This window comes from Corynebacterium sp. Z-1 (genome assembly GCF_031844665.1).
Classification (GTDB): Bacteria; Actinomycetota; Actinomycetes; order Mycobacteriales; family Mycobacteriaceae; genus Corynebacterium; species Corynebacterium sanguinis.
This window is the reverse complement of sequence record NZ_CP134621.1, coordinates 2,046,746-2,058,741: the sequence shown is the minus strand read 5'-3', so window position 1 is coordinate 2,058,741 and position 11,996 is coordinate 2,046,746. Positions and strand designations below refer to the sequence as shown.

The window sequence follows — 11,996 nt, the reverse complement described above, 5'->3', positions numbered from 1 at the left end:
GCAGCGCGGCAGTGATACAGGCCGCTGAGGCTACCCCGAGTGCGAACTGCCACGGGGTGTGCGCGCTGCGAAGGCAGGAGATGCACAACCCGACCGACGGCAGCGCTACCACGAGCAACCACGCGAGGTTGAGGCGTCTTTCCGTGCTGGTCAGGGGCACCTCGCGCCGCCTATACCGTGCGCTCGATCAGCGCGAACCCCCAGGGCTCCAAGGTTGTGGAGTCCGCGGTGACCTCCGGGTTGGTAAAGGAGTACACTAGGTTGCCGCCGACGGGCACGGTGACGGGGGCGTCGCTGAAGTTGCAGGCGAGGGTGACAGGCTCGGGGGAGTCGTAGCTCATGGTCAGCCAGGTCTCTGAGTTGTCCACGTGGAGATCGCGCAGGTCCTCGCGGGCGAAGCCGTAGCGCTCGCGCAGGCCGATGAGCGCCTGGTAGGCCTCGAAGACTTCGTCCTGGTCGCGGTCGAACTCCCACTTCAATCGGGCCGACTCGAAGGTCGCCGGGGCGGAGGGGTCGGGCACGTCGTCGGGGTCCCAGCCGAGGCGCGAGAACTCGTGGAAGCGGCCCTCGCGGGTGAGCCGGTTGAGCTCCTCGTCAGTGTGCGAGCAGAAGAAGGGAAACGGCGTGCGGGCACCGAACTCCTCCCCCATGAACAGCATCGGGGTGAACGGGGAGCACAAAACGACCGCCGCTTTGAGCACCTGCTGGGCAGGCGAGAGGTACTGCGAGGGGCGATCACCTGCCGCCCGGTTGCCTGTTTGGTCGTGGGTGGTGGTGTAGGTGATCATGCGCCACGGCCCGATTGCGTCGAGGTCCAGGGGGCGCCCGTGCGTGCGGCGCCGGTACTCGGACCACGTGTCGCGGAAGCGGTAGGCGTGGCGCAGGGTGTCGGCGAGGATGTCGACAGTGCCGAAGTCCACGTAGTACGCCTGGCGTTCCCCGCTGACCAGGGTGTGGATGCAGTGGTGGACGTCGTCAAGCCATTGCGCGCTCAGGCCGTAGCCGCCGACGGACTCGTCGTTGACAATGCGCGGGTCGTTTTGGTCCGTTTCGCCGATGATGGTGCGCGGCACCCCGGTTACTTCCGCCACCGAGTCGGAGACGCGGCGGATTTCCTCCATGATGGAAAACGCGCGCCGGTCGTCGTAGGCGTGCACGGCGTCGAGGCGCAACCCATCGAGGTGGAACTCGTCGAGCCACTGGCGCACAGCGTCGAGGATGTAGGCGCGCACCTCGTCGGAGCCGGGGCCGGAGAGGTTGACCACATCGCCCCAGTCGGTGTGCCCGGCGGTGGTGTACGGGCCGAAGGAGCCGTTGTAGTTCCCTTCGGGCCCGAAGTGGTTGTAAACCACGTCCAAGATCACCGCGATGCCTTTGTTGTGGGCGGCGTCGACAAGCTTTTTTAACCCCTTGGGCCCGCCGTAGGAGTCCTGCACGGCGAACCACTCGACCCCGTCGTAGCCCCAGTTGCGCGTTCCGCCGAACGGCTGCACCGGCATCAGCTCGATGGTGGTCACGCCAAGGCCGAGCAGGTAATCAAGCTTGTCGACGACCCCCTCAAACGTCCCGGCGTCCGTAAACGTGCCGACGTGCAGCTCGTAGATGAGCTGGCCGCGAAGGTGCAGTCCGGCCCAGGATTCGTCCGTCCAGTCGAAGTCGGTGCCGACGACTTGGGAGGTGCCGTGCACGCCGTCGGGCTGGGCGCGGCTGCGCGGATCCGGCAGCGGCTTTGACCAATCCGTGCCGTCGAACAGGCGAAACGCGTACCGTTGGCCATCGCGCGGGGTGGCGACGGCCGGGTCGAGAACCCACCACCCGGTGCGAGTGCCGTCCCTTGACATGGGATGCTCGGCGCCGTCGACAAGCAGGCGAACATCGTGGGCGAACGGGGCCCACACCTCGAACATTTCGACGCAAGACATATAACCGACAGTAGTAACATCAAAGGCAACCATGTCAACTACTCCGCTGCCCTACGACCTGCCCGCTGCGGGCGAGCCGGTCGTTGCCGAGCTTGAGATCAAACGCTCGCGCTTCATCGCCTGGATCGCCCGCGCCAACGACGAGGCCGCCGCCCGCTCGCTTGTCGACGCCGCCCGCGCCGCATACCCCGACGCCCGCCACCACTGCTTCGCCTGCATCGTCAGCGGCGAGGCGGCTAACCCGATCGAGCGCTCCTCCGACGACGGCGAGCCCTCGGGCACCGCGGGCACCCCGATGCTCGACGTGCTGCGCGGCTCCGGAATGCGCGACATCGCGGCTGTGGTGACCAGGTACTTCGGAGGCATCAAGCTTGGCGCCGGCGGGCTCGTTCACGCGTACTCCAACGCCGTCTCGGAAGCGCTGATTTATGTCCCGCGGGTTGAGCGCCGCGTCGCCGAGCTGGCCACCGTGGCGCTGCCGCACGCCGACGCCGGGCGCATAGAGGCCGAGCTGCGCAACGCTGGCGTCGACATCGCCGACATCACCTACGGCAGCCTGGCCGAGTACACCCTCGCGTTCCCTGCCGGGCAGCGCGAGCGTGTCGACGCCCTCCTCGCCGCCGCCACCCACGGCAGCGCCACCGCACGCAGCGCCGGGTACGAGTGGGTGGAAGTGGCCGCGCGTGGCTAGACTTTAGAGCCATGACAATGCAGCCCCGCCCCAACAACCCGATCGAAGCGCGCAAGCAGGCCGTGCGCCGCTACTCCCGCAACGCAGTGGCCTTCGCCGGCGGCGGCGTGGTCGGTGGCATTGCGCTCGGTTTCCTTATCGGCTCGCCGTTTTCCTTCACCATCCTCATCCTCGGCCTGATCATCGGCGTGGTCGGCGGGTTTGTGAACTACAACAAGGTGCAGAAAATCGTCAACCACAGGGACAACTACTAAAGGCATCCATGACTGAACCCGACGGCGCGCCCGTCCGCCTCGACGTGTGGCTGTGGGCGGTGCGTATTTTCAAGACCCGCTCGCAATCCGCTGAAGCGGTGCGCGCCGGGCACGTCAAGCTCGGCGGGGTGTCCGCCAAGCCCGCCGCCCAGGTGGCGCCGGGCGACCACATCCGCGTCTGGAAGGACCACCGCTACCTAGAGTTCGAGGTCACGGGCACAGTGCGCAAGCGCGTGGGGGCTCCGGTGGCGCGCACGATGTACGTCGATAAGTCCCCGCCACCGCCGCCGCGCGACATCTTTGCCACGCTGCCGGTGCGCGACCGGGGGGCCGGGCGCCCGACGAAGAAGGACCGCCGCGCCATCGATCGGCTGCGCGGGTTCTAGCTCGCGCTTCACCCCAAACCCGCACGGGTAAGAGTGCGGGTGCTCAGCCTAAACTCGGCGCAGATTGCAGCGAGCGGGTTTACGCGGAACCCGGCGCCTACCCGCGGCCGGCGCGCAACGCCGCCAAACGCGTGCCCAAGCGGTCGCGGCGCAGCTTCGGGCGGTTGCCCAGCTCCGCGGTGCGCTCGATGTGCTCGGTGGCAAAACGGTTCAGCAGGACGTCGTCGATAATGCGCACCTGCCCGGGCACGAAGGCGTAATTCATCGCGCTGCCCACGGCTTCCAAGTCGGCGGCGTTGACCAGCTCCGCCAGCTGCGACACCGTCTCGATGTCGTGGGCGCGCAGAAGCTCCATGAGGAAGCGGTAGTCGCTCGGGCGCGACAGCGGAAAGCGGCTGCCCAGAAGCACCGTGAGCACGCCGGGCAGCGTCTCCGGCGCGAGCTCGGCATCCACGCCCGTGTCCACGGAGTGGTGGGGGTTGTTGATGCTGGCGATCTGGTCGAACTGCTGGTCGGCGAGCTCGATCAGGCCGGCGGCAAGCGTGAACGCGCGGTCGATCTGCGGGTCCGGGGCCTCCCCGGAGCGCTTGTAGCGGATGTCGTGCTCGAACTCCGCCCACGCGTGCTGCAGCACGGTGCGGATCTGCACCTCAAACTGGGTGCCCGCGTATGACTCGAGGTTCTCCGAATTGTCCGTCACCCGCAGCACAACGTGGTGCGAGCCGTACCCGAAGCCACCAGCAATGCGCGTCTCCTGAGCCTTATCGACGCTGCGTAGCACCTCAAACTCGTCCGCCAACAGCGTTAGCACCGCCGGAATCTCCGTGGAGTGCAGCACCGTAATGCGCGCCCCGACCACGTCCCGAATGTCGTTCCACGGGTCGGGGTAGACGTAAGCGCCGTCGCGCTGCTTGCGGGCCTTGGCCTTGAGCGAGGGCCACGACTTGATGCGGACGTCGACGCGGTCGAAGTTGACGCCGGCGTCGCCAAGCAGCTCGACGAGCGCCTGCTGGAACGCGGTGCCGGCGTCCGGGTGTACCGCGACCCAGGCGTGGTAGGTCGACCCGAGACGCGCGATCGTGTCGTCGGAGGGCTTGGCGCCTTTGCGCTTCTTTCCGCTGCGCTCGTTTTTCACGGGGGCCAAGGATACCTGCCTTACAGGGCCACGGAGTTGATCAGCCGTCGCGAGACGAGTAGGGCCGTGGGCAGGACCTCGAGCACGTCGGCGACGGGCACGGTGCCCTCGAACGTTCGGCCTGAGACGCGGTCGACCCAGCTGCCCTCCGGCAGGGTCACCGTGGTGTCGCCCCAACCGCCGCGACGCTCAAGCAGCAGGGGGCGGCGCGTTGCCAGCGCGATGACGGACAGGCCCGCCGCGCCGCGCACATCGCCGTCGCCGCGCGCGAGGCCCACCAAGTGCGATTCCGCCTCGCCGACACCGAAGACGGGCTGGTGCTCCCCGGCCAAGAACACATCCGGGTGCTCACGACGCAGCATCAGCGCCTCGCGGACGACGGCCTGCTTCGCGCGGTCGATGATCTCCGGCAGGTGCGGGTACACCGCGGGCGAGACTGCGTCCCCGGCGCCCTCGGCGGGTTCCTCGCCGAGCGCCAGGTACGCCGCCAGCGAGCGATCGGTGCCTGCCTTGAACTCGAGGTACTGCTCCAGCGTCTGGGCGCGCTGCGTGTAGTCGACGAAGCGGCGGTTGTCGGGGTCAACCAGCGAGAGATCGAAGTACTCCTGGCCCTGGTAGGTATCCGGGATACCGGGGCCGATGAGCTGCAGCATCTTGCGGCCCAGAGAGACCTGGATTGCGCCGCCGTGCAAGCGCGCGGCGAAGTCCGTGATCGCGGACGTCACCGGGCCGGAGAGCAGCGCGTCGATCCAGTCGGTGATGGCCTGCTCGAACGTTTCATCCTGATCGAACCAGCTCGTCTTCACCCCGGCTTCGCGCACCGCCTTGATCGCGTAGTCGTGCAGGCGGGAACGCAGCGACTCCGTAATCTCCCCGTCGTGCGGCCACACACCGAGCAGGTTCTGGATGAGAAAGTGCGCGGTCGCGGCATCGGGCGCCGGGACGATCGCGTTGACCTGGCGCACCAGCTCGGCGAAATCGTTCGCAACCTCCGTAATCTCAATGATCCGCGCGCGGGTGTCCTCCGTGCGCTTCGTGTCGTGCGTGGTCAGCGAGGTCATCGCGAGCGGCCACAGGTTGGCGCGCTCCTGTTGCAGCAGGTGGAACTCGGCCGCAGACACACCGAACCGGCCGGGAGCGCCACCGACCTCCTGCAGCGCCACAAGGCGGCTCGCGCGGTAGAACAGGGTGTCTTCCACGCCCTTGGCCATCACCGCGCCGCAGACCTGGGAAAAACGCGTCTTCGCCTCACTGTTAGCCAGCAGCGCGGCGGTGATCAGATCGAGCGCGTCGCGCCGGGAGGGGAAACGGCGCGCCATCTCGGCCACCACCGAGGAGGTGATGCGCGACAGGGAGATGTAGTCAGCGCGGTACACCGGAATCGCCGCGACGAGCTCGACCACGGTCGAGCGCAGGTCCTCGTCGGAGACGGTGGAGCCGGCCGTGGAGAAGTTGTCGCGGCGAATCGCGCGGGTGAGGCGCTGGATCTCCGCGCCCAGCTCGGAGGACGCCACGTCGCGCTTGAGCTGGTGCTCGGCGGCGGAAATGGCCGCCTCGTCCCACGTCGAGCCCGACTGTTGCATCGCCAGCATGCTCAACGAGTCCTCCGCCTCGCGCGAGATGAACACCCCGTCGAACTCGCGCATCGCGTCGTAGCCGGTCGTGCCGTCGACGGCGAGGCGCGGGTCAAGCGGCTCGTTGACGCCGAGGATTTTCTCCACCACGAGCCAGCGGTCGTCGCCCATCAGCCCGCGCAGGCGGGTGAGGTAGTCAAACGGGTCCGCCAGGCCGTCCGGGTGATCCACGCGTACGCCGTCGATCAGGTCCTCGGCGATGAGCTGGCGCAGGATCCGGTGGGTTTGCTCGAACACCAGGGGGTCTTCTTGGCGGATCCCGGCGAGGCCGTTAACGGAGAAGAAGCGCCGGTAGGAGATCACCCCGTCGCGCCAGAACATCAGGCGGTAGTGCTGCTTGGAGTAGACGTCGAGGGGGTCGTCGTCAAGCGAGCTGTAGCTCTCGGGGTCCAGCGGAAAGTAATTGTCGTAGTACTCGAGCACGTCCTCGTCGATCTCGTCGAGGTGGACCAGCTTGAACTTGTCCTCGTCGCCCTCCGCGCCCAAAACGGGCAGGCCGAGCCGGCCGCCAGCGCCGTTGTCCTCGTGCCAGTCGATGTCGAAGTAGGGCTCGTACTCCGAGCCCTGGCCCAGCTTCAACACGTCCCACCACCACTTGTTCAGCCGCGGCGTTTCCACGCCGAGGTGGTTGGGCACGATGTCGAGCACGATGCCCAGGCCCGCGTCGTGGGCAACCGCGGCGAGCTCGCGCAGGCCCTCGATCCCGCCGAGCTCCGGGTTGACCACGGTGGGGTCCGTGACGTCGTAGTTGTGGTTGGACTCTTTGACCGCCGTGAAGATCGGGGAGAGGTACAGGTGCGAGACACCGAGCGAGCGCAGGTACGGGATCTGCTCCGCGGCCTCCGCGAACCCGTACCGCCGCCCCGTGGGGTCGGCGTGGGGGCCGCGCAGCTGGAGGCGGTAGGTGGATGTAATCGGGCGTCGCATCAGGGCTCCTGAGAAATAGATCTTGTGTTGCTTTCCTACGTCGTACGTGCCCGTTCAAGCGTAATCTTTTTTCAGCACGCGGCAGGGTGGTCGCTGCGTTCCACGAGGGGAAAGCCCACGGAGTAGCGCATCACGCACGCCGAAGCGAAGCGCCGCGCGAACGAGCTGGGGAGCGCGTCAAAGACGAACAGTTCGCGGTAGTCGCGGGTGAGGTATGTCAGGCCGAAGCGCGGCCGTAACACTTGCGTGAAGTGCGAATCTAAGACGGTAAAGAGCTTTGGGTGGGTCAGCCACGTCGTGGGTATCATCCGGTCGTCGCGCAGTTGGAGCCCGCGCGGGACGTCAGCTCCAAAAGCTGCGGTGGCGTCCCTGACCCACAGCTCGACCTGCCCGTCGCTGACTGCCTCATTGATCACGCCGCGCGCTGCCGCGTTCCACGCCCCGGTGACGCTGCGGCCCATCGCGCCGATCCTCTGGTGGCTCGCTGGCCGGCCGGTGTGATCCGCCAATACGCACACCAACTCGGGCGAGAGCGTGATGTAGGCGGTGCTGGCGGAAAATTCACTGCTTGACCAGCAGGCGGCATCCGGCAGCGCGCTGCGCCGCACGAGGCGGGGCGTCAGCGCGCATGGCACGGCGGCTGCGTAGGGGCTAAGAAGAGCGCTCATCGCGGCAGTCATACTTTTCTTAGACTGCCGCGCAACGGGTTCGGTTCCCTAGAACGGTGGCTGTTCGTTGAGCCCGAGGGCGTCGAGTAGCTTCTCGGCCGACCAGATCTCAATGTCCTGGCCCTTGTCCATGAGCTCGCGGGCGCGCTTTTCCTTCGACGTCATCGTCGCCCACTCGCCGGTGACCAAGATGGTGGTCTTCTTGGTCACGTTCTTGCCCACCTGACCGCCCTGGGCGGCGATGCCGGACCACAGTTGGCCCTTGTCAAAAGGCTCGAACTCGCCGGTGAGCGTGACGTTGTGGCCGTAGAGCGGGGAGTTGGGGTCGGCTTGGGGGTCGGGGTCCGGGATGGTGTCCGGGGTGGCCACGGACTGCCAAGGGGCGGGGCCGCGGCGGGGGGATTCTTCCTCCGGCGCGGACTCCTGGGCGGGTGCGGGCACCGGCGATTCGTGCTGGTTGCTGCCGCGCGGGGTCACGGCAGCGCCGTCTGTCGAGGAGGCCTGCAGCGCCCGGGCTGCGCCCGAGCGGTCGCGCAGCACGGGTGTGACGCGCTCGTCGCCAATCACGCCGAGGGTAAACCCGGTGGAGTGGACGAAGTTCATCAGGCTTCCCTCGTGGCCGGCGTCGCGGGCAAGGCCCACCATGATGCCCGCGCACGCGGCGGCGTCCTCACCGGCATCGTGGTGCTTGTCCAAACTGACCCCGAAGTGCTCCGCGAGGGTCGGCAGGCGGTGGTTTTCCACCTTCAGCCTCGCCGCGCGCGACTGCGCGAGCGTGCACGCGAACAGGATGTTCGGGATGTCGCGCCCCACGGCGCGGCAGGCGTCGCGCAGGGCCGTGGCGTCGAACTGCGCGTTGTGCGCGACCACGGGCAGCTCGCCGACGAACTCGACCAGCTCGTCGATGCGCTGCGCCACCGGCGGGGCGTCGGCGACCGCCCCGGCGGAGATGCCGTGGATGGCCACGTTGGAGGGGTCAAACTCGTCGAGGCCCGGCGGGGGAGTGCACAGCCAGGTCGCGCGCTCGGTTTCCTCGCCGTCGATGACTCGGACGAGGCCGATTTGGCAGATCGACCCCCACGCCGGATTGGCCGTCTCGACGTCGAAGCCGACGAAGTCGAACCCCGGGATCCGTGTACTAGCGGCCTCGCCTCGCGCTGCGGCGTCGACAAGCTCGCGCAACCGCGCGGGGGCCTGGGCGTCGCCGGGGAAGAAAGCCACATCGACCGTACGCTGCGGCGTTTCAATGCCGCACGCGCCGCCGCGCCAGGCGTCACCGTCGGTGACGTGCAGGCGCGTGATCGTGGTGGCGTCGATACGCACGGGCTCGCTTGAGCCGCTTATCGACGCCTCCAGCGGCGACGGGCTGAGTACCAGCTCAGTGCCCTCCACCTTGAGCGTGACCCCGCGCGCCTTGAGCGCGGAATGTGAAGAAACCTCAGACACGTAACTCTCCTTCGCCGAGATTTAGATCGCAACCTCAGCGTGCTCGTCGTCGGTGTCTATCACCGGCGGCTCAATCTGTTTGAGCACCACCGTGGAGCGTGCCGGGACGATGATGGTCGCGCCCGCGTCAAGCGCATCCTGGTCCGCCGGGTAGCCCAGAGGCTCGGTGGTGTCGATGAGCACCTCCCACTTCGAGCCCAGCCACTTATCCGGCAGGGTGAACTCAATCGCCTCGAAATGCGCGTTGAACATGAGGATGAATGAGTCGTCGGAGACGCGCTGGCCGCGGCGGTCCGGCTCCGTAATCGCGTTGCCGTTGAGGTAGACCATCAGCGCCTTGCCGAAGGCGAAGTCCCAGTCCTCACGCTTCATCAGCTTGCCCGACGGCACCAGCCACGCGATCTCGCGGTCAACCACGTCGTTGCCGAGTGCACCACCTTCAAGGAAGCGGCGACGGCGGAACACGGGGTGCTGCTTGCGAATCGCGATGAGACGGCGCGTGAAGTCGTGCAGCTCCTCTGCCTCCTCGAGGCGGTCCCAGTTCATCCAGGCGATCTCGTTGTCCTGGCAGTACACGTTGTTGTTGCCGCCCTGGGTGCGCGCGAACTCGTCGCCGTGGGCGATCATCGGCGTGCCCTGGGAGAGCAGCAGGGTGGTCAGGAAGTTGCGGCGCTGCTGGGCGCGCAGCTGCAAAATCTCCGGGTCGTCCGTGGGGCCCTCGACGCCGCAGTTCCACGAGCGGTTGTGGCTCTCGCCGTCGCGGGAGTCCTCCATGTTCGCCTCGTTGTGCTTCTCGTTGTAGGACACGAGGTCGTTGAGGGTAAACCCGTCGTGGGCGGTGATGAAGTTGATCGACGCCGTCGGGCGGCGCCCGTTGTGCTGGTACAGGTCGGAGGAGCCGGTCAGCCGGGAGGCGAACTCGCCGAGGGTGGAGGCCTCGCCGCGCCAAAAGTCGCGCATGGTGTCGCGGTACTTGCCATTCCACTCGCTCCACAGCGCGGGGAAGTTGCCCACCTGGTAGCCGTTTTCGCCCACGTCCCACGGCTCAGCTATGAGCTTGACCTGGGAGACGATCGGGTCCTGCTGAACCAAGTCGAAGAAGGTTGCAAGGCGATCCACGTCGGAAAACTCGCGCGCCAGCGTCGAGGCGAGGTCGAAGCGGAAGCCGTCGACGTGCATCTCCGAGACCCAGTAGCGCAGCGAATCCATGATCAGCTGCAGGGAGTGCGGGTCGCGCACGTTGAGCGAGTTGCCGGTTCCGGTGTAGTCCATGTAGTGGAACTTGTCGCCGTCGACAAGCCGGTAGTAGGCCTCGTTGTCGATGCCGCGGAACGCGATCGTCGGGCCCAGGTGGTTGCCCTCGGCGGTGTGGTTGTAGACCACGTCGAGGATGACCTCCATGCCGGCCTCGTGGTAGGCGCGGACCATGCCCTTGAACTCGGCGACGACGTCACTGGGCTTTTCCGACGACGCATAGTCCTGCTGCGGGGCGAAGAAGCCAAACGTGTTGTAGCCCCAGTAGTTGCGCAGGCCAAGGTCGCGCAGGCGGTCGTCCTGCAGGAACTGGTGGACGGGCAGCAGCTCGATGGAGGTCACCCCGAGGTCTTTGAGGTAGTCGATCACCGCCGGGTGCGCCATGCCGGCGTAGGTGCCGCGCAGGTTCTCCGGCACGTCGGGGTGGGTCTGCGTCATGCCCTTGACGTGGCATTCGTAGATCACGGTTTCCTCGTCCGGGATGCGCGGGGAGCGGTCATCGCCCCAGTCGAAGAAGGGGTTGATCACCACAGAAAGCATCGTGTGGCCGAGCGAGTCTTCCTCGTTGCGGCCGGTGCCGGGCTCTTCGGCGTGGATGTCGTAGGAGAACAGGGAGGAGTCTTGGTCGAACTCGCCGGCGAAGGCGCGGGCGTAGGGGTCAACCAGCAGCTTGGTCGGGTCGCAGCGCTTGCCGTTGTGCGGGTCCCAGGGGCCGTGGACGCGGTAGCCGTAGCGCTGGCCAGGGGTGATACCGGGCAGGTAGGCGTGCCACACGAAGTTGTCGACTTCCTCGAGCGCGACGCGCGTTTCCGCACCCTGCTTGTCAATCAGGCACAGCTCAACTTTGTCGGCGACAGCCGAAAAGAGTGCGAAGTTGGTGCCGGCTCCGTCGTAGGTCGATCCAAGGGGGTAGGCCGAACCGGGCCACACCACAACGTTCTCATCAGTCATGGGAGCCAATCGTATCGCAGGCGCGGACGTTGCTCGCGCGCTGCGGGTCGGCCCTGGCACGCTAGGGTTCGGTCGGCGGCGGTGAGCTCGCGTCGAGAAGGCCCGTGAGCAGCAGCGAAATCGCGGCCGCAACGTCCGTGGCGGCGGTCGCGGGTTCGGCGGCGCGCTCACCGGTCGCCTCCGCGAGCTGCTCCGCGGCCTGGTGGACACTCGCTGCGCCGAGGGTCATGTACAACAGTCCGTCGGCCACCGAGTGCACATTGCTTATCGACGCCTCCCGCCGCGCGTCCGCTAACTCGCGCGCGATGGCCTCGCGCATGATCCGGGTCAGCTCGTGTGCCACGGTAGACCCCGGTTGGCTCATCGCGGTGGTGACAACCTCCGCGCCGTCGCGGTGGCGAAGCAGGGTTTCGCGCAGTTTCGCGCACAGTGCCGCGGGGCTGGGGGCGGCGCGGGGTGGGGCGTCGATAAGCGGGGCGATGATGAGCGTGGCGATTCCCGCGATGAGTTCCTGCTTGTTGCTGATGTGCCAATACAGCGCGCCGGGGGCGACCCCGAGGGCGGAGGCGACGCGGCGCATGGTCACGTCCGCCAGGCCGTATTCGTCGAGGATGGCCAAGCCCTGGCGGCTGATCGACTCCCGAGACAACGGCGGATGCATGCTTGTCGACATTACCCAGACGACCACGGCACTGTGATTCTCACAGCAACTTCTCAAACATCTGTCA

The 11,996-nt window shown here is 67.1% G+C and carries 10 protein-coding genes; 3 read left to right on the top strand and 7 right to left on the bottom strand.

Translation table 11 applies throughout. The annotated features are described in order from the left end of the window. Positions 1-170: 170 nt before the first annotated feature. Positions 171-1,922 carry a malto-oligosyltrehalose trehalohydrolase gene (gene treZ / locus RIU96_RS10030; RefSeq protein ID WP_259810757.1) on the bottom strand — a complete coding sequence of 584 codons (1,752 nt, stop codon included), beginning with the start codon at positions 1,920-1,922 and terminating at the stop codon, positions 171-173. A gap of 31 nt (positions 1,923-1,953) precedes the next feature. Here treZ and RIU96_RS10025 point away from each other — a divergent pair, with 31 nt between their 5' ends. The 3 genes from RIU96_RS10025 to RIU96_RS10015 are packed head-to-tail and all read left to right on the top strand — an operon-like array spanning position 1,954 to position 3,253. Next, a complete protein-coding gene (locus RIU96_RS10025) occupies positions 1,954-2,613 on the top strand; it encodes an IMPACT family protein (protein WP_311204933.1) in 660 nt (219 codons plus the stop codon). An 11-nt stretch (positions 2,614-2,624) separates the two neighbouring features. Next, a complete protein-coding gene (locus RIU96_RS10020; protein WP_136651533.1) occupies positions 2,625-2,867 on the top strand; it encodes a hypothetical protein in 243 nt (80 codons plus the stop codon). 8 nt (positions 2,868-2,875) lie between these two features. Further along, positions 2,876-3,253, top strand: a complete 378-nt coding sequence (locus RIU96_RS10015; protein ID WP_259810753.1) for an Hsp15 family ribosome-associated heat shock protein — start codon at positions 2,876-2,878, stop codon at positions 3,251-3,253. Between the two features lie 97 nt (positions 3,254-3,350). On the opposite strand, the gene RIU96_RS10010 is transcribed toward RIU96_RS10015, so the two are convergent. From RIU96_RS10010 to RIU96_RS09985, 6 genes are all read right to left on the bottom strand, one after another. Next, positions 3,351-4,388, bottom strand: coding sequence for a GTP pyrophosphokinase (locus RIU96_RS10010; protein WP_144318092.1), 1,038 nt, complete (start codon positions 4,386-4,388; stop codon positions 3,351-3,353). A 20-nt stretch (positions 4,389-4,408) separates the two neighbouring features. Continuing rightward, positions 4,409-6,949, bottom strand: coding sequence for a malto-oligosyltrehalose synthase (gene treY, locus RIU96_RS10005; RefSeq protein WP_311204932.1), 2,541 nt, complete (start codon positions 6,947-6,949; stop codon positions 4,409-4,411). Between the two features lie 71 nt (positions 6,950-7,020). After that, on the bottom strand, positions 7,021-7,617 hold the full coding sequence (locus RIU96_RS10000) for a hypothetical protein (protein ID WP_144740571.1): 597 nt from the start codon (positions 7,615-7,617) through the stop codon (positions 7,021-7,023). Between the two features lie 48 nt (positions 7,618-7,665). After that, positions 7,666-9,063 carry a 3'-5' exonuclease gene (locus tag RIU96_RS09995; protein WP_144740574.1) on the bottom strand — a complete coding sequence of 466 codons (1,398 nt, stop codon included), beginning with the start codon at positions 9,061-9,063 and terminating at the stop codon, positions 7,666-7,668. 21 nt (positions 9,064-9,084) lie between these two features. Then, the gene (gene glgX, locus RIU96_RS09990; protein ID WP_136651538.1) at positions 9,085-11,268 is read right to left on the bottom strand and encodes a glycogen debranching protein GlgX; all 2,184 of its coding nucleotides are present in this window, start codon (positions 11,266-11,268) and stop codon (positions 9,085-9,087) included. Positions 11,269-11,329: 61 nt separating this feature from the next. Next, positions 11,330-11,929, bottom strand: coding sequence for a TetR/AcrR family transcriptional regulator (locus tag RIU96_RS09985; RefSeq protein ID WP_311204931.1), 600 nt, complete (start codon positions 11,927-11,929; stop codon positions 11,330-11,332). Positions 11,930-11,996 lie beyond the last annotated feature (67 nt).

Bases quoted from the DNA above. Each gene is read 5' to 3' on its own strand.
- treZ (WP_259810757.1), bottom strand. From the start codon at position 1,922: ATGTCTTGCGTCGAAATGTTCGAGGTGTGGGCCCCGTTCGCCCACGAT.
- RIU96_RS10025 (WP_311204933.1), top strand. From the start codon at position 1,954: ATGTCAACTACTCCGCTGCCCTACGACCTGCCCGCTGCGGGCGAGCCG.
- RIU96_RS10020 (WP_136651533.1), top strand. From the start codon at position 2,625: ATGACAATGCAGCCCCGCCCCAACAACCCGATCGAAGCGCGCAAGCAG.
- RIU96_RS10015 (WP_259810753.1), top strand. From the start codon at position 2,876: ATGACTGAACCCGACGGCGCGCCCGTCCGCCTCGACGTGTGGCTGTGG.
- treY (WP_311204932.1), bottom strand. From the start codon at position 6,949: ATGCGACGCCCGATTACATCCACCTACCGCCTCCAGCTGCGCGGCCCC.
- RIU96_RS10000 (WP_144740571.1), bottom strand. From the start codon at position 7,617: ATGAGCGCTCTTCTTAGCCCCTACGCAGCCGCCGTGCCATGCGCGCTG.
- glgX (WP_136651538.1), bottom strand. From the start codon at position 11,268: ATGACTGATGAGAACGTTGTGGTGTGGCCCGGTTCGGCCTACCCCCTT.
- RIU96_RS09985 (WP_311204931.1), bottom strand. From the start codon at position 11,929: ATGCATCCGCCGTTGTCTCGGGAGTCGATCAGCCGCCAGGGCTTGGCC.